This window comes from Corynebacterium sp. ACRPQ, from assembly GCF_022347225.1.
Taxonomy (GTDB): Bacteria; Actinomycetota; Actinomycetes; order Mycobacteriales; family Mycobacteriaceae; genus Corynebacterium; species Corynebacterium tuberculostearicum_D.
Window position 1 is genome coordinate 35780 of the sequence record NZ_JAKRNF010000006.1, and the last position, 20502, is coordinate 56281.

General features: G+C 60.0%; 20 protein-coding genes. 1 reads left to right on the forward strand and 19 read right to left on the reverse strand.

Going from position 1 to position 20502, the window contains the following annotated elements; all coding sequences use genetic code 11:
* Positions 1-16 precede the first annotated feature (16 nt).
* From tsaD to MHY24_RS05130, 10 genes are all read right to left on the reverse strand, one after another.
* Positions 17-1060, reverse strand: a complete 1044-nt coding sequence (gene tsaD, locus MHY24_RS05085; protein ID WP_239228586.1) for a tRNA (adenosine(37)-N6)-threonylcarbamoyltransferase complex transferase subunit TsaD — start codon at positions 1058-1060, stop codon at positions 17-19.
* A gap of 9 nt (positions 1061-1069) precedes the next feature.
* The gene (gene rimI, locus MHY24_RS05090; protein ID WP_239228587.1) at positions 1070-1558 is read right to left on the reverse strand and encodes a ribosomal protein S18-alanine N-acetyltransferase; all 489 of its coding nucleotides are present in this window, start codon (positions 1556-1558) and stop codon (positions 1070-1072) included.
* A complete protein-coding gene (tsaB, locus tag MHY24_RS05095) occupies positions 1555-2262 on the reverse strand; it encodes a tRNA (adenosine(37)-N6)-threonylcarbamoyltransferase complex dimerization subunit type 1 TsaB (protein WP_239228588.1) in 708 nt (235 codons plus the stop codon). The genes rimI and tsaB overlap by 4 nt, the downstream gene beginning before the upstream one ends.
* Entirely contained in the window at positions 2262-2771 is a 510-nt protein-coding gene (locus MHY24_RS05100; protein ID WP_239228589.1) for a hypothetical protein, read from the reverse strand. Before MHY24_RS05100 ends, tsaB begins: the two co-directional genes overlap by 1 nt.
* A 163-nt stretch (positions 2772-2934) precedes the next feature.
* Positions 2935-4524 carry an aspartate:alanine exchanger family transporter gene (locus tag MHY24_RS05105; protein WP_204610186.1) on the reverse strand — a complete coding sequence of 530 codons (1590 nt, stop codon included), beginning with the start codon at positions 4522-4524 and terminating at the stop codon, positions 2935-2937.
* Between the two features lie 89 nt (positions 4525-4613).
* Positions 4614-5114 carry a tRNA (adenosine(37)-N6)-threonylcarbamoyltransferase complex ATPase subunit type 1 TsaE gene (gene tsaE, locus MHY24_RS05110; RefSeq protein ID WP_204610187.1) on the reverse strand — a complete coding sequence of 167 codons (501 nt, stop codon included), beginning with the start codon at positions 5112-5114 and terminating at the stop codon, positions 4614-4616.
* A complete protein-coding gene (gene alr, locus MHY24_RS05115; RefSeq protein ID WP_239228635.1) occupies positions 5104-6207 on the reverse strand; it encodes an alanine racemase in 1104 nt (367 codons plus the stop codon). Before alr ends, tsaE begins: the two co-directional genes overlap by 11 nt.
* Positions 6182-7813: an ABC-F family ATP-binding cassette domain-containing protein gene (locus MHY24_RS05120; RefSeq protein WP_239228590.1), complete on the reverse strand. Its 1632-nt coding sequence runs from the start codon at positions 7811-7813 to the stop codon at positions 6182-6184. Before MHY24_RS05120 ends, alr begins: the two co-directional genes overlap by 26 nt.
* A 192-nt stretch (positions 7814-8005) precedes the next feature.
* Complete coding sequence (gene glmS, locus MHY24_RS05125; protein WP_239228591.1) at positions 8006-9877, reverse strand: glutamine--fructose-6-phosphate transaminase (isomerizing); 1872 nt, start codon at positions 9875-9877, stop codon at positions 8006-8008.
* Between the two features lie 95 nt (positions 9878-9972).
* On the reverse strand, positions 9973-12777 hold the full coding sequence (locus MHY24_RS05130; RefSeq protein WP_239228592.1) for an FAD-binding and (Fe-S)-binding domain-containing protein: 2805 nt from the start codon (positions 12775-12777) through the stop codon (positions 9973-9975).
* A gap of 204 nt (positions 12778-12981) precedes the next feature.
* Here MHY24_RS05130 and MHY24_RS05135 point away from each other — a divergent pair, with 204 nt between their 5' ends.
* On the forward strand, positions 12982-13815 hold the full coding sequence (locus MHY24_RS05135; protein ID WP_239228593.1) for a dienelactone hydrolase family protein: 834 nt from the start codon (positions 12982-12984) through the stop codon (positions 13813-13815).
* A 4-nt stretch (positions 13816-13819) separates the two neighbouring features.
* Here the strand turns inward: MHY24_RS05135 and MHY24_RS05140 are convergent, their stop codons facing one another.
* The 9 genes from MHY24_RS05140 to MHY24_RS05185 form a co-directional block, all read right to left on the reverse strand.
* A complete protein-coding gene (locus MHY24_RS05140) occupies positions 13820-14080 on the reverse strand; it encodes a hypothetical protein (RefSeq protein ID WP_204610194.1) in 261 nt (86 codons plus the stop codon).
* Positions 14080-15768 carry a hypothetical protein gene (locus tag MHY24_RS05145; RefSeq protein WP_239228594.1) on the reverse strand — a complete coding sequence of 563 codons (1689 nt, stop codon included), beginning with the start codon at positions 15766-15768 and terminating at the stop codon, positions 14080-14082. The genes MHY24_RS05140 and MHY24_RS05145 overlap by 1 nt, the downstream gene beginning before the upstream one ends.
* Before the next feature lie 89 nt (positions 15769-15857).
* Entirely contained in the window at positions 15858-16139 is a 282-nt protein-coding gene (locus MHY24_RS05150; RefSeq protein WP_239228595.1) for a hypothetical protein, read from the reverse strand.
* A 145-nt stretch (positions 16140-16284) separates the two neighbouring features.
* Entirely contained in the window at positions 16285-17628 is a 1344-nt protein-coding gene (gene glmM / locus MHY24_RS05155; protein ID WP_239228596.1) for a phosphoglucosamine mutase, read from the reverse strand.
* 48 nt (positions 17629-17676) lie between these two features.
* On the reverse strand, positions 17677-18003 hold the full coding sequence (locus MHY24_RS05160; RefSeq protein WP_239228597.1) for a type II toxin-antitoxin system HicB family antitoxin: 327 nt from the start codon (positions 18001-18003) through the stop codon (positions 17677-17679).
* Between the two features lie 401 nt (positions 18004-18404).
* Complete coding sequence (rpsI, locus tag MHY24_RS05170; RefSeq protein WP_204610198.1) at positions 18405-18938, reverse strand: 30S ribosomal protein S9; 534 nt, start codon at positions 18936-18938, stop codon at positions 18405-18407.
* Positions 18938-19381, reverse strand: a complete 444-nt coding sequence (gene rplM, locus MHY24_RS05175) for a 50S ribosomal protein L13 (RefSeq protein ID WP_204610199.1) — start codon at positions 19379-19381, stop codon at positions 18938-18940. Before rplM ends, rpsI begins: the two co-directional genes overlap by 1 nt.
* A 357-nt stretch (positions 19382-19738) precedes the next feature.
* Complete coding sequence (locus tag MHY24_RS05180) at positions 19739-20026, reverse strand: WXG100 family type VII secretion target (protein WP_239193042.1); 288 nt, start codon at positions 20024-20026, stop codon at positions 19739-19741.
* A gap of 69 nt (positions 20027-20095) precedes the next feature.
* Positions 20096-20410: a WXG100 family type VII secretion target gene (locus tag MHY24_RS05185; RefSeq protein ID WP_005328030.1), complete on the reverse strand. Its 315-nt coding sequence runs from the start codon at positions 20408-20410 to the stop codon at positions 20096-20098.
* Between the last annotated feature and the right edge of the window lie 92 nt (positions 20411-20502).

The window sequence follows — 20502 nt, forward strand, 5'->3', positions numbered from 1 at the left end:
GCGAGCGAGAAGAACTTTAGGTTAACTGCGGCTCTTCTACATCCAGCTGGGTATCGGTGCCTACGCCGAGGCCAGAGGGCTGGGCGCCTTCGTGGATGAGTTGCGCGCCGATGGCCGCGATCATCACGCCGTTATCGGTGCACAGGGAAAAGCGCGGAACGCGCAGCTCTACTCCAGCGGCGGCGCAGCGCTCGGCGGCCAGCTCGCGCAGGCGGGAATTAGCGGCCACGCCGCCTCCCAATAGCAGCACCCGGGCGCCGGTGTCCTCGCAGGCACGCACGGCCTTGGCTGTCAGGACATCGGCCACGGCTTCTTGGAAGCTGGCGCAGACATCTTCCACGCTGATGATCTCCCCTGCCTTTTCGGCGCGCTCCACGTAGCGGGCTACGGAAGTCTTGAGCCCGGAGAAGGAGAAGTCGTGGCGGTGCGGGCCGCGCAGATCCTCGGCGCGAGACATGCCGCGCGGGAAATCGATGGTGGCTTCGCCGCGGGCAGCGAGCTTATCGATCACCGGGCCGCCCGGGTAGCCCAAACCGAGGAGGCGGGAGACTTTGTCGTAGGCTTCACCGGCGGCGTCGTCAAGCGTAGAGCCCAACTCGCGCATGGGCTTGCCGACGGCCTCTACCTCCAACAGCTGCGTATGCCCGCCCGAGACCAAGAGGGCCACCGAGTGCGGCAGCTCTTCGCCTTCCAGGTTGGCCACGGCAACGTGGCCGCCAAGGTGGTTAACGCCGTAGAAAGGCACGCCCCAGGCCGCGGCATAGGCCTTGGCGGCCGAGGCTCCCACCAGCAAGGCACCGGCTAGACCCGGCCCCACGGTGGCGGCGATGGCATCCGGCTTTTCGATGCCCGCCTCATCCAACGCCGCTTGCATGACCTGCGGCATGGCCTCAAGGTGGGCACGGGAGGCGATTTCCGGGACGACGCCGCCGAAACGCGCGTGCTGCTCCATGGAGGAAGCAACGGCGTTAGCGATGATGTCCATGTGGCCGTCCTCGCGCAGCTCGACGATGCCCACGCCGGTTTCATCGCAGGAGGACTCGATGCCCATGATCTTCATGACTGCTCCTTAATCTTCTGGGCGCTCGGACTGGCGCGGGCGCACCATCACGTGCGCATCCGCCCCGGAGGGTTGGTAATAGTTCTTGCGGATCCCCTGCTTGGCAAAGCCGTAGTGCTCATACAGGCCAATAGCGGGAGCATTGCCCACGCGAACTTCGAGGAAGACCGGGGCATCCTTAAGATCCGCGATATGGCAGATATTGTCCATCATCATCCGCGCGATGCCGCGGCGCTGCGCGGCGGGGTCGACGCCGATGGTGTGGATTTCAAACTCCGGGTCCGCGGCCGGTCCCATCATCCCGATGCCCGCATAGCCCAAAAGCTTTACGGGCGCCGGTTCCTCGATCGCGCCTTCCACCCCGAGATAGAAGTTGAAGGGCTGGGCCATTTCTTCCCGGAAAATCCGGCTGGACCACGGAGTTTCGCCTGGGAAAAGGACCTCTTCCAGCTCGGCACACCGGGGTGCATCGGCTGGGGTTAGCTCGCGCAGCTTCACAGCTCGACCTTCGGGATGGCGGCAGAAAGCTTTTGCTGCTTTGGCGGGACCGCGTCCGGGCGGCGTAGGTACAGCGGCACGACGGGAGCGGGTTCTGCCTCGAGGTCGGCCGCGGCAACGAGGGCCGACGCGGTCGGATGGGCCGCGCGGTGTGGAAGGGTGGCAAGCTTCTCGGGGAGTTGCTCAGCAAGGCGGTCCGGGATGATGACCTCGGCGGTGGGGGTAAGTTCCACCTCGAGTTCGGCCGGTTTCGTCACCGCGGGGCCAGAAATGCGCTGCACTCCGGAGTCGGTAACGCGGTAAGTGGCCCAGTAGATCTCTTTGCGGCGAGCATCGGTAGCTACCAAGGCGGTCGCTTCGTCGGCCGCGGCGGCAGGATCTACGGGGAGCTCGGCGGCGGCCGCGATGGCATCGTGGGTGCAGATGCCGTGGAGGGGGATAGAAAGGGCGTCGGCAAGCGCGGAGGCCGTCGCCATACCCACGCGCAACCCGGTAAATGGCCCCGGGCCCACGCCGGTGACCACCGCATCGAGGTCGGAATACTCCATGCCCGCCTCTGCGAGGACCTCGGTGATGGTAGGAATGAGCAGCTCATTATGCGCGCGGGTATCCTCCAACACGCGCTCGGTGGTCTGCCCGGTGACGGTATCCACTACCCCGGTAATCAGGGCGGTGGTGGCCGTGTCGATCGCGAGGACGCGCATTAGGCAACCATCTTCCAGGTGCCATCCTCGCGCTGGAAGCCCAGCGGCTGGGTGCCCTGGATCATGGGCACGCCGCCATCAAGGCTCTGGCCCTGCTGCTCCATGGCCTTGATCTGCATGTCAATCATCTCGCACACCTCGACCTTTTCCGGATCCAGCTCTTCGATGAAGGGCTTAGCGCTCTGGGAGATGGCTACCGCGTAGCTCTTGCCTTCCGGCACCGCACCATCTTCAAAGGTGATGTTCTCGGTATCGATCTGTGCCTCTTTAACCTTGTCTTCGCGCATGCCTGGGCAGATGAAACCAATAGCGGGGTACTCCTCGCCATAGACATCGGTGGGCATGACGGTCATGACCTCCAAGTTATTTGGTGCCTTGGACAACGTGGAGGAGAGGTTTCCCTCCAAGTGGTTTTCCTCGCGCAGTGTGGAGGAAGCAAGAAGAACCATCATGACAACGATAAAGATGGCGATGATGGCGGCGGTGAGGTTGCGAGCGAATTTAGTCATGGGATGAGTATGGCTCCTTGAAAAATGTTTAAGTTTCAGGCGGGCGGCGGTAGTTCTGGCAACCGATGCTACCTGGTTCACCGCAACACAAAACCCACAGGGTAGTGCCTGCCAGTGTAGGCGGGCGACCCTGTGGGTGAGTAATTAACGCGAGATATTGCCGCTATAGCAACAACAGGAGCAATACCTGCGAGGCAATAATCTTGCCGATAATTGTGGTGGGATAGACCGTGGCCCATCCGCGGCCGGCCAGCTCGGTGCCGGTTTGGTCACGAATATAGGCAAAGACGGCCGGGTTGGTGGTCATGCCGGCCGCACAGCCCATGGCCTCGTCCCACTTCAGCTTGAGCACCAGCATGCCGATGACGCCGATCAAGATGGCGGAGACCAGGGTGATGATAAGGCCCACGCCCATGATGGTCAGGGAGGATGGATCCGTCAGGGCATCGCGGAAGGAGGCGCCGGCCGAGGTACCCACGCCGGCCAGGAACAAGGTAAGGCCCATATTGGACAAGGTCTCACGGGTGTGGAATGGCATCTGCCAGTTCAACGGGCCGGTACGGTTAAGGTAGCCCAAGAGCAGGCCGACGACCACGGGCCCGCCACCGAAGCCCAGCTGCAGGGTGGAACCGCCCGGCATCGGAATCGGAATGAGGCCGAGCAGCATACCCAAGGACAGGCCGATGGCCATGGACAGCAGGTCCGCATTACCCAACGCGGCCTCAGAGTCACCGAGGTACTTGCGCACGTATGGCAAGCGGCTCGGGCTAGTCACCACGCGAACGCGGTCGGAGTAGTTGAGCACAGTGTCCGGGTGCGGCACGAGGTCCTTATCGCCCTTACGGATACGAGCGATGATAAAGCCGTGGTCGAGGGCCTTGATCTCGCGGACGGATTTACCGGCAATCTCCGGGTTGGACACGGTAACGCGGGTGTATTTAAGCCCAGCGTCCTCGGTCAGCTCCACTGGGTGTTCTTCACCCAAGACCTCAATGGCCTTATCGACGGCCTCTTCGGAGCCGTTGAGCAGATATGCTTCACCCTCGCACAGTGGCATTTCTGGGACGGCGAGGCGGTGGCGCTCCTCGTCGGAGATGATACGAGTAGCCACAACGGTCTGGCCAGTAACGCGGTAGATATGACCAGCGGTGTCATTGAAGTTCTTGGTCAGGCGCACGCCTTTGGCTACGAGCTCGGCGGGAATCATGCCCTCTGCGCGGGCATCTTCCTCATGGTTGGCTTTGACAACCTTGGCGCCAATGGCGGCGACGAGAATCGCGCCAATAACCGCGCCTGGGTAGGCCAAGGAGTAACCGACGACCGGGGTGGAATCGCCCACCATTTCCACCACGGCAGCCATACCCGGCGTGGAGGAGAGCGAACCGGCGAACATGCCGACGGCTTCTGGCACGCTCAGGCCAAAGCCACGGATGAGGCCATAGCCAACGGCGACCAAAACAACCAACATGCCCAGCATGAAGACGGTGAGCTTCCAGCCGCGGGTTTTAAACTCGCGGACGAAGGAAGGCCCGAAGCTAAGGCCAATGGCATAAACGAAGATCGCCAGGCCAAATTGATAGACCAGCGGCGGAATTTGGATATCCGGATTAGCAGTAGAAAGACCCAGTGCCACAAACATCGCAGCCGCGGCACCGAGAGAGATGCCGAAGATCTTGATCTTGCCAATCGCTAGACCCACCGCCATGATGACGAAGAGAGATAGCAAAGGACTTGAGGCGAGAAAATTCAACACCTTAATAGAATTACGTAGTGGTTATACCCGGATCAAGTTTGCTTTCTGGGATATTCATCACTTAACCCCCTATAAGGCGGAACGATGTACTATGCACCACTTTTCCAAGACCATGTGAAGCGGCGAACATCCTCTTCTGCGCCGGCATAGTCCACCGGCTCACGGTCGATGCTGATAAATAGGTAGCGCTCCGCAATCTGTTCCACGAGTCCCCCGCCCCATTCGGCAATAACCACGGCGTCCTCTAGCTCCGTGTCCAGATCCAGCGCGTCGAGCTCCCCTAGCGGGTCCCCGGAATTAGCACCGCCTTCATCGAGCAGGCGGTAGGCATCCACGTGCACAAGGTCTGGCCCACCCACAGTAGAGCGGTGCACGCGGGCGATAACGAAGGTTGGCGAGGTAACGCGGCCTTTAACCTGCATGCCCTTGGCGACGCCCTGCGTCAGCGTCGTCTTTCCAGCTCCCAACGGCCCATCCAGGATCACTACATCGCCGGCTTCAAGCGCCGCACCTAGCTCTTCACCAAAGGCATAGGTGTCTTCCACCGTGGATAGGTCGCGGCTGCCGGATTCGGGAAAGCTATTGCGCATTTTCTTCTCCTATATATTCGCGTTCGGTGCGGCCATCGGGCAGGCACACCACCTCATAGTTAATGGTGCCTGCTGCCGCGGCGAGATCCGTGGCCGATACTCCCCCGTTGCCAAAGATCACGGCGTCTTGCCCCGTGTCCACGCCATGCGGGTTCTCACCTAAGTCCACCACAATCTGATCCATGCAGATTCTTCCTACCTGCGGGTAGAGGTGCCCACCAATGCCCACGTGCAGGTCGCCCTGATAGCCACGCGGCAGGCCATCGGCATAACCACAGTCCACTGTGGCCAAAAATCCCGACTTATCCGCCTTCCAGGTCAATCCGTAGCACGTGCCCTCCCCCGGTTTAATGGGCTTGACGTTAAAAATCTGCCCGGACCAGGTCATGGCCGGGCGCAAGCCGTGTTCGCGTCCTTCAATGGGCTCCAAGCCATAGCAAGCGGCGCCTACGCGCACCTGCTCGAAATAGGAGGAAGGACGCGTCAGCACTGCGGGCGAATTGGCCAGGTGATTGATTGGGCATTCCAAACCAATCTCACGCGCGAGTTGCAGGGCCGTGCGGAACGCCTCCTCTTGCGCGTCATTGTGCGGATTATCCGGCTCATCGGCGCACGCAAAGTGGGACATGAGCCCGAGCACCTTGATGTGTGGGGCATCGCGCAACACCTTAAAGGTCTCTGCCCAATCCCCTTCGTCCACACCGGAGCGGTGCATGCCGGTTTCCACCTTGACGTATACCTCGGCAGGAAAATCGGCCTTGACCAGCTTATGCGCCTGCTCAAGGGAGTTGACCGCTACCTCGATTCCATTGGCCAAGGCTTCTTCGAGGATTTCATCTGTTTGCCAAATCCACGCCACGATGGGCGCATCCACGCCCGCGCGGCGCAGGTCCACCGCCTCCCGCAAGGTGGCCACGCCAAAGCAATCCGCACCGGCACGCGCCATCACCGGCACAACCTTGGCCGCGCCGTGCCCATAAGCATCGGCCTTGACCACGCACATGAGCTTGACCTCAGGCCCCACCTTTTCCTTGATGAGGCGGACGTTGTGCGCTATGGCGGAGAGATCAATCGTGGTTTTCAGCATGCCCACCATTGTGCCACTGCTCACCCTTGGGCTGAATTCGGGTGGGGTGCGGCGCACTGACTCGCGATACCTCCACCTTGGAGTCGGCACATCCAATTTCTTCTATGGAAACTTGCCTCGTAAGTTCTATCCGCGAGCAGAAATCTTCATCATGGCTAACCACTAGCAATGCGCCCCGATAGTTCTTCAAGACCGAGACCAACCAATCAACAGTTGAAATATCAATGTTGTTAGTCGGCTCATCGAGCATTAGCAATTGCGGCGCCGGATCCGCTAAGAGCACTCTGGCGAATTCCGCCCTAAATCTTTCGCCTCCCGAGAGGGTCCCTGTCAACGCATGAACCGAGTCAGATTGAAACAACAACTGAGCTAGCTGATCACGGATGAACTGCGGATCCTCTCGTGGATTCGCGTTGGTAACCACGTCCCATACGCTTAGAGAAGGATCTAATCCAATTCGTTGACGCAAATACCCCGAGTTGCCGATCACGTAACCCGCCTCACCGGAGTTAATTCGGTTTAAGAGCGTGGTCTTGCCACTTCCATTTGGTCCTGACAAGCGCACCCGTTCTGGGCCGACAATCGTCAGCCCGGGAATCGAAATAACCCGCTTTCCTTCCGGCAGCTCAGTTTGTGGCAGCTCGATATAGACCGAATCATCATCTCGTATGTTTCGCTCAGCTCGAGCTAAAGAGCGTTGGGCCGCTTCAACTGCGCCTGAATGGATCTGCGCTCTGCGCGATGCCGTCTTTTCGGATCGCTGCTTATCAAGCTTCATCGTCATGCCTGGTTTGCGCTTCGACTCCGCGAACTTCTTTCCACGGCGCGCATCACGCGCAATCCGTGTCTGCATTGCTTGTTGTTCGCGGAGTTGCCGCTTATAAGTCGCCTTGGCGGTAGATACTGCTTTTTGAGCTACTTCCTGCTCTACATCAATCGTGGTTAGGTAGTCGGAATAGTTGCCTTGGAAGAAGCGTAGGTTCCCATCCCTTAATTCCGCTACCTCGGAAACTACATCCAACAAGTCTTTGTCATGGCTTACCACTAACACCGGCGCAGCGGCATTCACCAACATTTCTTTCAGATGCTTCTTTGCAGATCCGTCGAGGTTATTGGTCGGTTCATCAAGGATAATGAAATCCGGCTCGGACAGGAACACCGCCACCAAAGCGACGCGTACCGCTTCCCCTCCAGAGAGGCTTGCGATAGGGCGGTCTAATGGGATATCCAATCCAGCGGCGGAAAGGGCAGCGGCAATGCGCTCACCGACGTCCCATTGCTCCCCAATTAACTCATAAAGTTCTGGTTCATACTCACCGGCTTCGACTGCGTAAATCGCCGCGAGCACTTGGGTGACACCGAAGATGTCTGCTACTACATCATGTTCATTCCAAGCAAGGTCTTGTGACAGGTACGCTATCGATTCCGGCTTTTCCACCGTTCCAGCAGTGGGCAAGATTTTGCCAAGGATGACGTTAAGCAGAGTTGTTTTTCCTGCACCGTTATCCCCAATGAGCGCAGTTAAAGGACCAGAAAAGACACCGTTTAGGCCACTGAAGCAGGTTGTGCCATCGGGCCATACTAGGGAAAGGTCGTTCAATAAAATAGGCATGCTTAAATCCGTTCTTCCTTTAGTGTTTTACGCAAAAACACGACGGATGAGCACTGCCTACTCCTTTCACCGACAACAATCGCTCCTAATAGCATAACAGTTTCAAGCTTCAATGAAATGCCAAAGCCCCCTTCCCTTCCACGCAAGAAACGCAGCAGGCAAGGAGGCTTAGCTAGTACCGTTCGGCGTGGATTACTCCACGGTCACGGACTTGGCCAGGTTACGCGGCTGATCCACGTCGTAGCCCTTGGACTTTGCTACATGGGCGGCGAAGATCTGCAGCGGCACGGTGGCCAGTAGCGGCTGCATGAGGGTCGGTGCCTTCGGGATGCGGATGACGTGGTTAGCGTAATCCTCCACGGCGGTATCGCCCTCTTCCGCAATCACGATGGTGATGGCACCACGGGCGCGGATCTCCTGGATATTGGAGACAACCTTGGAGTGCAGGGAGTCGCGGCCGCGCGGGGACGGCACGATGACGAAGACCGGCTGGCCTTCCTCAATCAGTGCAATCGGGCCGTGCTTGAGCTCGCCGGCGGCAAAGCCCTCGGCGTGCAGGTAGGCGATTTCCTTGAGCTTCAGCGCGCCCTCAAGTGCCACAGGGAATCCGACGTGGCGGCCCAAGAAGAGCACGGATTCCGCATCCTTCATGGAGTTGGCCAGGTTGGCCACCTGGTCCTCTTCATCGATGACGTTTTGGACCTTGTCCGGCATGTGGCGCAGCTCAGCAAGAACGCTCTGGATTTCATCGGCGAACATGTTGCCGCGCAGCTGGGCCAGGTAGAGGCCAAGCAGGTAGGTGGCGGTAATCTGCGCCAGGAAGGCCTTGGTGGAGGCCACGGCGATTTCCGGACCGGCGTGGGTGTAGAGCGCGGCATCGGATTCGCGCGGAATGGACGAGCCCTGGGTATTGCAGATGGCAATAACCTTGGCGCCCTGCTGACGGGCGTGGCGCACAGCCATCAGGGTGTCCATGGTCTCGCCAGACTGGGACAGCGCGACGACGAGGGTCTTCTCGTTCACGATCGGATCGCGGTAGCGGAACTCGTGGGCGAGCTCGACCTCGGTAGGAATGCGGCACCAGTGCTCGATGGCATAGCGTGCCACGTGGCCGGCATAGGCGGCGGTACCGCAAGCAATGACGATGATCTTGTCGATGGACTTCAATACGGTCTCATCGATGCGCAGATCATCGAGAGCCAGCTGGCCCTGTTCATCAAAGCGGCCGAGCAGGGTATCGCGCACAGCGGCGGGCTGGTCGTGAATTTCCTTTTCCATGAAGGAATCGAAGCCACCCTTTTCGGCAGCGGCGGCATCCCACTTGATTTCAAAAGGCTTGCCCTGTGCAGGGTTGCCCGCATAATCGGTGATTTCCACCTCGTCGGCGGTGATGGTCACGACCTGGTCGTTGTCCATCTCCACGGCGGACTTGGTGTAATCGATGAAGCCAGATACGTCGGAACCGAGGAAGTTCTCGCCCTCGCCCAGGCCGATAACCAGCGGCGAGTCACGGCGAGCGGCAACGATGCGATCGGCCTGCTCGGCGTGGATGGCCAGCAGTGTGAAGGCGCCCTCCAAGCGGGAGCAGGTCAGCTGCATTGCCTTGGTGAGGTCCCCAGCGGCCTCGTTGTGGAAGACATCGCCCAGCAACGTAGCGGCAACCTCAGTGTCGGTCTCGGAAACAAAGTTGTAGCCCTTGCTCAAAAGCTCGGACTTGAGCTCGGCGAAGTTCTCAATGATGCCGTTGTGCACCACGGCCAGCTTGCCGCCATCGACCACGTGCGGGTGCGCATTCAGGTCGGTAGGGCCACCATGGGTAGCCCAGCGGGTATGGCCAATGCCCAGCACGGAGTCTGGCAACGGGCGGGCCTCAATCTCAGCATCCAGCGCAGCGACCTTACCGGCCTTCTTGCGCCAGCTAATGTCCCCATCGGCGTACATTGCTACGCCAGCGGAGTCATAGCCGCGGTATTCCAAACGGCGCAGCCCTTCCAGAACTACGTCGAGGGCGAAGTAATCACGGTCACCACCAGCGTGACCAATATATCCAACAATTCCACACATGGTTGTTGATTTTACAGCACAAGGGGCAAAGCTCTAGGCAGGCGGGGCGTCGGCAAGCAGGGCACGGCACCCCACCCGCTAGTGCGCTGGGAAAACTAGCGTGTCGCCTGCTCCAAGAGTTCCAAAATGTGGTGGTAATCCTCGCCGGTAGCGCGGGTTAGGCCAAGCTCGCAGGTGCGGTTGGTCGAGGCGTGATACTGCGCGCCGATTTCCTTGACTTGCGCTGCCTCGGCGCGCGTTGCGGCGTCGGTGAGCTCTGGGTGCAGCATGCCGCGGTCGCCGGCATAGCCACAGCAATTCCAGTCAGTGGGAATGTGTACCTCGGCCGCGGCAGCGCGGGCTACCTTTTCTACGTCCTCCATCATGCCCAGTTGGAAGGCAGAGCAAGTGGGGTGCACGGTCACGGAAGCGACTGGGTGCTGCACATTAAGCTGCGGCAGCAAGGTATCAGCCGTAAAGCTAATCGCGTCAATGACGGTAATACCGACGGATTCCAACATGTCCTTGAAACCGGCGGTACAGCTGCTGGCGTCCACGATGACCGGCAGGCGCGCACCATCGGTGGCCTCCATGACGATATCGCGCACGCGCTGCTCCATTGCCTCGTGGCCGGCTTGCATGCCCTTAGACGTCCACGGGGTTCCACAGCAGAGCTTGTCGATGCCCTCCGGAACCTCCAGCGCTACCCCGGCGCGCTCCAAGAGAGCCACGAAGGAATCGGTAGTGCCCTTGCCGCCGCCCTGTGGGCCGAACATGGTGTTGACGCAGGCTGGCAGGTAGATGCCGGTGGTCTGCGCGTAGCGGTCTCCCACGCGCCCAGCTAAGCGGCCGCGGGACTTGCCACCCTTGCCTAACTCTGGCTGGTATTGCGGCAGGTTATCCTCACCGAGGAGGCTGCGGCCCACGTTGGTGACCTTCTTGACCAGCTCGGTGGGCAGCAGGTGCGCGCCGGTCAGCGCCAGCCCGGCGCCTTGGCTAACCACCTGCCAGTTCTTGGCGGCAGCGCCCCACAGCTTCTGCTGCGCTGGTTGGGCCTCCTCGCGGCGCAGGCGCTTGATGAACTTGCCGGTATCGATACCTACCGGGCAGGCGGTGCGGCACATGGAATCCACCGCGCAGGTCTCGATGCCCATGTATTCATAGGCCCCATCCAGCTCGGCTACGAGCTGGCTATCGCCGGCTTCTTCCGCGCGCTTGCGGGCGCGGCGCACGACGATGCGCTGGCGCGGGGTAAGGGTGAGATCGCGCGACGGGCAGACCGGCTCGCAGTAGCCGCACTCCACGCAGCGGTCCACTTCCTCTTCCACGGTGGGGTTGAGCTTGATGTTTTTGATGTGCGCATCGGGGTCATCGTCCAAGATAACGCCTGGGTTCATCGTGTTGGTGGGATCGCAGGCCCGCTTGAGTTCTTGCATGACCGCGTAGAGTTCGTCGCCATACTGGCGGCGTACATATGGCGCCATGGCGCGGCCGGTGCCGTGCTCGGCCTTGAGGTTGCCCTCGGCCGAGAGAACCAAGTCCACCATGCCCTCGTTGAAGTCGTTATACCGACCGATGGCGTCATCGCCTTCAAAACGGTCCGTGAGCAGGAAGTGGATATTGCCGTCTTTGGCGTGGCCGAAGATAACGGCGTCGTCATAGCCATAGCGGGCAAAGAGTTCCTGCAGGGAAGAGCAGGTATCAGCCAAATCCCCCACGGGCACGACGATATCTTCCAAAAGCGCGGTTGTACCGGACGGGCGCGCCTCAGCGACCTGGGCGTACAGGCCCTTGCGGAAGCTCCACGCGGTATTGCGCGAAGCGGCATCGGCCGAGAAGGCAGCCGGCGATTGCAGCGGCAGCTCGCGCAGAAGCTGCGAGCCCTTGCCTTCCTTCTCCCGCAGTTCTTCTTCTGCATCCGCGTGGTACTCAATGAGCAGTGCGGCCTGCTTGTCCACATCGAAACCGGTGATGGCCTGCGGGATCTTGTCAAAGCCTTGGCCTACGCGGATCGAGGCAGAGTCCATCAGCTCCAGGGTGGCCGCCCCGGTATCTAGCAGGGCCGGCAGGGACTTGGTGGCAGCGGTGAGGTCATCAAAGACAGCCACCGTGGTGGTGGTCAGCTTGGAAATGGGCACGGTGCGGAATACCGCCTCAGCGATGAAGGCCAGGGTTCCCTCCGAGCCGATGAGCAGGTGCTCAAAGAGCTTGACCGGACTATCAAAATCCAGGAAGGAATTGAGGCCATAGCCCATCGTATTTTTCAGCTGGAAATGGCGGCGGATAATGTCCACGGACTCCTGGTTATCGCGCACGCGGCGCTGCAGGCGGGTAAGTGTTTCCACCAGCTCCGGTTCCTGCTCTTGGAACTGCTGGTCCGCATCCGCATCGGCGGTATTGATCACGGTGCCGGTAGGCAGCACGAAGGTTAGCGATTCCAGAGTGTTATACGTATTGAGCTCGGTACCGCAGGCCATACCGGAGGAGTTATTGGCCACCACGCCACCGATGGTGCAGGCAGATTCACTAGCCGGATCCGGGCCAAGCTTGCGATTGCGCAGGCCCAGGCGGGCGTTGACCTGGCGCACCGTGGCGCCGGGCTGGACGCGCACGCGCTTGCCCTCATCCAATACCTCGATGCCGCGGAAGTGCTTGCGCACGTCCACCAGGTAGCCATCGCCGGAAGCCTGGCCGGCAAGGGAGGTACCGCCGGAGCGCAGGGTGACCGGAACATTCTGCTGCCGGCCCGCGCGGAAGATGGCGGCCACGTGCTCGGCCGAGCGGGCCTCGATGACTGCCTTGGGGGTGTACAGGTAGTGCGAGGCATCGGAGGCATGTGCCACGCGGTCAATGACCTCGGTCTTTACCTCCATCCCATAACGAGTAGAAAGTTCTTCCACATCAACGACGCCGGTAGTCATGTACCGCAGCCCGCCTTCCCAGAAAAATAGAGTATGTAGTTGCCCACACATTGCACTCCCCTACCCACAGGGGCGCAAGTTAGGAGGGGCTTAGGAAAGCCTTTCCACCACACCCGTGGCTCGGCTGGATACTACGCAGACATTTCTCAGATAAACCCGCACCCTTTCCCGCCTAGCGGGTGATCTTCCTCTATCCTGGAATGCGTGTCTGCGAATTTGAATAAACATCTAGCAACGTTGTCGAAGCGCGGTCGCAACCGAGTTTTGGTTGGCGACCTTGACTATGCCGGAGTCACCGGCAAGGTTTATACCCCTGCGGAGGGCCAAAGCCTGCCCGCCGTGGCCTTTGGCCATGACTGGATGCACAAGATTAAGGATTACCACGCCACCCTGCGCCACCTGGCTAGCTGGGGCATCGTCGTGGTAGCCCCCGATTCCGAGACCGGCCCTTTCCCCAACCACCGCAACCTGGCCGCGGATATGGAATCCGCGCTGCAGATTGCCGCTGGGGTAAAGCTTGGCGCTGGCAATATTACGGTCTCCCCGGGCAAGCTCGGCATGATTGGCCACGGCATGGGCGGTGGCACAGCCGTGCTCGGCGCCTTAGATAACCAGAAGGTCGCCGCCGTCGCCGCGATTTACCCTTCCATCACCGCGCCGTCTGCGGTGCAGGCAGCCCGCCGCATTACTACCCCGGGCTTGGTCATTGGCTCCGGCCAGGAAGATATTTTCAATGCCGGCAACCCCGCCAAGCTGGCCCATAACTGGAACGGACCGGTCTGCTTCCGCGCCATCGACAAGGGCAGCCACGCCGGCTTTACCGAGGATCGCCTGCGCAAGCTCGCCATCGGCACCGCCGCCTTCCAGTCCGGCCCTACCGAAATCGCCCGCGGCTTGGTCACCGGCTTCCTGCTGGCCACCCTCAATGGCGATTCCACCTATGCCGCCTTTGCGGATCCAGAGGCGAGCGCCAAGAAGGTCGAAAGCCTCGTAGGCGAGGACTTGGCCGAGCGCGCCGGCGTCACCCGCGACGCCTAAGGTATTAGCCCCGCCGCAGCACAGATTGCACCTGCCCCGACGCGTTCCTTGAGCGCGCCGGGGCAGCGCCATATCGGGGCCTTGGCATCGCCGCCGCTTGCCGACGCCCCACCTGCCCCTTCTCCCTTCGCGCCTCCTGCATGGCCTTATCCGCGGACTTTTCTAGCTCGTCTTGCGCTTTCGCCAGCGTTTTTTCAAATTCCAGCAGGCGTTTAGCCGTCCTTTCCCGAAAGCCCTGCGCAAATTCTGCGAAGTCGTTATTCATTACCACTGACCTGCCTTTCGTGCCTTAATGGTTGGTTCTTCTGGCGCGGGTGCCGCCTCTTGCTGCGGCGCTGGTGCCGGTGCCGGTGCTTCTTCTGGAGCCGGCTGCGGTGCTGGGTCCGGTGCCGGTGCTGGTTCAGGAGCTGGGGTTGGGGCTGGTGACGGTGCCTCTGCTGGACCGGCCGCCTGGAGGTGTGCCACCTTCTCTGGTGGCGGCGTTGGCTCCTCTACCTGAGACAGCTCAGGAGGCGGCGCCATTACGCCATCATCGCCAGTTGGCTCCGGTTCAGGACAAGGCTCCGGCTCGGGTTCGGGCTCAGGTTCCGGGCAGGGATCAGGTTCTGGTTCTGGCTCAGGCTCAGGGCCCGGTTCAGGCTCTTGCACCGGGCAATCCGCGTCGGACATGTGCTCCAGGCACTGCGCGGCACCTTCCACAATGAGGCCCACGCCTACTAAAGCGATTCCGGCCCCTACCAGGCCGAGGCTGCCACTGCAGGAGGATTCAATTCCACAGCCTTCTGAGCTGGTTTGGGTCGTTTCCACACATTCTTCAGAATTTCCCGCGGTATTTTCCGGGCAGAGTGTTTCCTCGCCTGCGCCCGAGTCAGAAGCGGGTTCTGTATCCATGTCTGGCTTGGGTTCCGGCTCTGGCTGGGGTTCAGGGTCCGGGCACGGTTCTTCTACTTGATGTGGCTGTTCTGGCGGCTCCTGCGGCGGAATGATCTCCGCCTGTGCCGGCCTGGTGATCTCTACTTCGCGCTGGGACTGCGATGGACGCTCGGTAAATGATTGCTCGGTGCATTCATTGCAGTGGCAGCCCGCGCCGTGTTCTGCGGTGGTCTCCGTGTGCACTTCCGTCTTGGATGATTGCTCCGGCTCGGGCTCGGGGCATTCCCTTGATGGAACTGATGGTGGCGAAGGAGGCGTCGGCTGTGGCGGCGCGGAAGTCGTCTGGCTCGATTCTTGCTTTGAGTCAGGCTCCGGCATGGGCGTGGGCTCTGGTGGACACTCCACCTGGGCCGGCTCGGTGGGCTGCGAGGGCGGAGGTGGGCATTCTTCCTTCGGCATCGGCTTAGTGGGAGTAGGAGTCTCCGGGCATTGTTCTACCGGTTCGGGACAGGCATTATCTGTAGGTTTAGCCGGCGTCGGGCAATCTTCCGGCATTGGGCGCTCACAGACGCATTCGCAGCGCGATTCAAATTCGTTATAGCAGGACTCAATCGCATCATCGCGGTCGCGGCAGGTGCTAGCGATATTGTGATTCGTCTCTTCGATAACGCGCCCGCCGATGGTGGAAAGAATCGGGATAATAAACCTGGCCAGCGGGTGCTTGGTGGCCACCATGGACAAGATATTCAGCAGTGGAATGACCGCAGAGATGAGCTCGGTAAGGGCAGTGTCGGAGACATCGACGACGTCGGCAATAGCGCCCGAGCACTGCTCCGCCGAACTGGTGAGATGGGCAGCATCCTGGCGGTCAATGTCGAAATCTTCCTGCACGCCGCACAGGTGCTCGCGCATAGCGCCTTGAGCAACCTCGGAATCATCTTGCTGCAAATAGCCCGCTAATCCAGCACCGCCTCCCTTCGGGCGGTTACCGCCTACGGCCGCAACGGTGTTTTTCACCAGGTTTTCGGGCGCGATACCGTCCACCGCACCGACTAGCTCCCCCAGTAGGTTCATCGGCATGCTGGGACCCGAGTAGCTTCCCAAGCATGCGAACTGGAATTGGGAAATCGCGTTTGAATAGTCCCCCAGCAGGGATTTTGTCAGCGTACTCACTTGCTGTCCGCCTCCCCGCCGCGCGCAAAGGAGCTGCCGAAGGACTCATCAAAATCGGCAAAGGCGCGCACCTGTTCATGAGCGGCATGGGCGGTGGCGGATAGATTATCCAACCTCCGACCGCCGCGCTCATGGATGCGCACCAAGACATCACGAATGCGCTCACCGTGGCCGCCAAAGTTGCGTCCAGCCGCGGCCACCGGAAAATCCGGCACCTCGGCCCGGTGGGCATCGCGTTGTTCGTCGTTATCGGCTACGACCTGCCGTAGTGCGGACATCGCCTCCAAGGGGCGAAGAAAAACCTCAGACACTGGTGTATTCCCCCAAATCCATATGCGGTAAAAGTTCTCACCTTCATTGGACTGGGGATTGCGCCAAATGGTTCCCTAGGATGTCAAAATTCTTCCGCACTCGGCGGTTGCGCTAGACCGAGGAAACGATGGCGGAAAGCCTCCCGGCAACCTTGCGTGCCTGCTCCTTATCGGCAGCCTCCACCATGACGCGGAAAACCTCCTCAGTGCCGGAGGGGCGCAATAGAACGCGGCCGGTTTCGCCGAGTTCTTCCTCGGCCTGGGCAATGGCCTCTTGTACTTCGGGGGCATCCATGATGACGCTTTTATCCGATACCGGCACGTTAATGAGCACCTGTGGCAGCACGGTCATCACCGATGCTAATTCCTTTAGGGACTTCCCAGACTTGGCCATGCGCGCCATGATGGACAGGCCGGTGAGAGTACCGTCGCCAGTCGTGCAATCATCCGTCAACACCACGTGGCCGGACTGCTCGCCGCCCAAGGAGAAATCTCCGCGGTTGAGCTCTTCCAGAACATAGCGGTCGCCTACTGCGGTGTGGCGCACCTCAATGCCTTGTTCCTGCATGGCTAGCTTCAGGCCCAGGTTAGACATGACGGTTGCTACCAGGGTGTTATAGCGCAGGTCATTATCCTCCTTCATGCCTACGGCCAGCAGTGCCATAATCTGGTCACCGTCAACAACATTGCCCTCGGCATCCACAGCCAGGCAACGGTCGGCGTCACCATCGTGGGCCAAGCCCAGATCGGCGCCATGCTCGACGACGGCCGCCTGTGCCTTTTCAATGTGCGTCGAACCGCAGTCTTCATTGATATTGAAGGCATTCGGCTTGTTGTGGATAGCAATAACCTCTGCACCAGCCGCCTCGTAGGCGATCGGAGCAACCTTGGAGGCCGCACCATTGGCGGTGTCTACGACCACCTTGATGCCGCTCAGGTCGGTGGAGACTACTTCCTTCAAGTGGTTGAGGTAGCGCTCGCGTCCGTCCGGGGCCTCCGAAATGATGCGGCCCAACTTGGTGCCGGTCGGGCCATCCTCGGTGAGGTTTTCCATGGTGGCCTGAATCTGATCTTCTACCTCGTCTGGTAGCTTCTTACCACCTGCGGAGAAGAACTTGATGCCGTTGTCTGGCATCGGGTTGTGGGAGGCGGAAATCATCACGCCCAAATCCGCACCATAGTCATCCGTCAGGTAGGCAATCGCCGGCGTCGGCAGCACGCCTACGCGCACCACGTCCACGCCGCGGGAAGCCAGCCCGGACGCAATCGCCGCATCCAGCATCTCGCCAGAAACACGCGGGTCGCGGCCAATAATGGCCAGCGGCTGGCGCTCGTAGGATTCACGCTTGGCGGTAAATACCTCCGCAGCGGCCTGGCCTAGCTGCAAGGCCAGAATAGGGGTCAGCTTCTTGTTCGCGAGGCCGCGAACGCCATCGGTTCCAAAAAGTCGAGTCATGCAATCAATTATGCACTCCTGTGCCCATCGATTGCATGTTGGGGCGGGCTAGGCGGAGGCAAGCTTCTGGTTTATCAATGCGTTGAGTGAAATTCCTTCCGTCTTTGCTTCCATCACTAGCTTACGATGCAGCGACGGAGAGGTTCGAACGTTGAATTTTCCCGAATATGAACGAGCCCCCAACGGCTGAGGGATGACTTCCCCTGAAACCTGCATATCTTCTACTACTTCCGCAACCAACTTCAGCAGTTCCTGCTCTGCACAGCTACGGTCAGAATCCAGCCACGATAGTGAAGGAAACTCGGCAACCGTCGCCACAAACTCATTATCCTCTTCAGACCAGAAGACTTGATAGGTGTATTTGCTGACGTCCATTTTTATCTTCTTTCTTGCTCGCTTTGTAGCCTTTGTACCGCTTTAAGAACTTGGCGAACTTGGTAAGCTTTCGCTTTTCCTTTCGCGTTCTGAATATTCACTCGGGGATCTCCACGCCATGGCGTCTTATAAGTTCTGTGCGACGTACCTTTGCTGCTTCTTCGCTCAAAAAAATAGTCACACACACTTACTAGATCCGAAAAAGCTATGTTCACTGGGCTTCTTTTCATTTTGGCCAAGATTTCTTCTACGCTGCTACCCACAACTAATCAGTACCACATATAGTACTACCATGCAGAGGTGTCGTTCTCCTCTGCCAAAGCTCAAAAACGACGAAAGCCGCCGCCTCCCAAAGGAAGCAGCGGCTTTGCGTTGCGCTTGCGCGCGCAGTAGAAGCGAGATTAACGCTTGGAGTACTGCGGTGCGCGACGTGCCTTGTGCAGACCAGCCTTCTTACGCTCAACTGCACGAGCATCTCGGGTGAGCAGACCAGCCTTCTTGAGGGCGGTGCGGTCAGCCGGGTTGTAGATGTTCAGTGCACGAGCGATAGCCAGGCGCAGGGCGCCAGCCTGACCGGTTGGGCCGCCGCCGTTAACGGTGACCTTGAGGTCGAACTGGTTCTCGCGCTCCAGCAGGGTCAGCGGAGTGAGGATATCCTGCTGGTGCAGCTTGTTCGGGAAGTACTCGCCGAACTCGCGGCCGTTAACCACAATCTGGCCGGAGCCAGCAACGAGGCGAACACGTGCGACGGCGCGCTTACGACGACCGACGGTCTGGATCGGGCCCTCGTGTACCGGAGCGGCAGCCTCGACCTCTTCGGTCTCGGCCGGTGCGATGGAGTCACCGATGGTGTTGGTGAACTCTTCGGTAGCGGCGCTTGCTGCAGCGATGTCAGCAGCGTCGGCTACGTTGTTGTCGATGTTCTGCTCAGACATTACTGTGCCACCTGCTTAAACTCGAAGGTTTCCGGCTTCTGGCCGGCGTACGGGTGCTCTTCGCCTGCGAAGACGTGCAGCTTCTTGATGGAAGCGCGGGAGAGCTTGTTGTGCGGCATCATGCCGGCAACGGATTCTTCGATAACGCGAACCGGGTTGGCGTCCAAAGACTGACCCAGGGTCATGGACTTCAGGCCGCCCGGGTAACCGGAGTGGCGGTAGCGCATCTCGCGGCCGCGCTTGACGGAAGAAACGTGGATCTTGTCAGCGTTGATGATGATGACGTGGTCACCAGCATCAACGTTCGGTGCGAACTGTGGCTTGTGCTTGCCGCGCAGCAGGTCTGCAACGGTGGAAGCGAGCTTGCCCAGCACCACATCAGTAGCGTCGATGACGTACCACTTGCGGGTGATGTCACCGCTCTTTGGGTGGAAAGTAGACAATTTGACTCCTTGAAAGTCTGTCTCGGAACTGCCGGCCAGCGCTAAGCATCCATTCACTCCCGTACAGCGGCCGGTGGAGACCTGCAGGGAGCGCTTCGCCAGCTGCTTGCCGACGAGCGAACACATAGGTTTCCTACCCTACTTGCTCACCTGCCCAAAGACCAAAACACCGAAACCGGCACCTTCCGCGGCTCAAACGGGAGGTGCCGGCTCGTGGGTATGGACTAGAAAAAGGAATAGCCACGCTGGTTTCGTGGCCAAGGCTGCGGCTGCGTCCGCCTCCTGCCACGCGGGTGTGGTCAGTGACACCGCAGCCCCGGTTGGGACAGCGTGGAACCGTGCAATCAGGGTGTGGATTTAGCCCCAGCTTGCGGCGGCGCGACGGTTGACGTCGCTCATTGCATCGTTGCCCTGCGCGACGGTCTTGGAGATGGTGGCGAGCACGGTGTTGAGTTCCTGGGACGCCTTGTCCCACTTGGCCTGCGCTTGGTTATAAGCCACGGCGGACTCACCCTCCCAGGTGCTTACCATCGGCTGTAGGCGCGCCTTCAGGTCTGCCAAGGTGCTGTTGATGCGACCAGAGGTGGCGTTGATGTCGGCTGCGGCGGAAGAAATGGCACCGAATTCGTACTTGATCTCGGACATGTGGTGGTTGATTCCCTTCTGTGAATCTATAGCTTTTGGGCTGCGGAGTAGTGAAGTGTGCGGTGCGGTTTAGAGGGCGAGGCCGCCGCCCACGTTGGAGAATGCCTGGGTGTTTTCTGCTTCCACGTTGTCGAAGTTGTGGGCGTTGCTGCGGATATTGTCAGAGATAGAGGCCAAGGCCTCGCGCAGCTGCTGTGCAGAGGTGTTGTAGCGCTGCATCAGGTCATCGAAGGAGACCTGCGCCTGGCCAACCCAGCTGCCACGGACGGAGTCGACGACGCCCTGCAGGCGGGTGAGCTCGCCTTGGACTTCATCGTTGGTGTTATCGACTTTGCCAGCGGTGGCAACCATGACATCGGCTTGTGTCTTGAAAGTCTGAGACATAAGAGTGCGCCCCTCCTTAGGGCGGATGAGATTGTGTGTATTTCCCCCGAAAAAGCAGCTGTGCTTCGCATCTGTGCTTTCTCACCTTTATT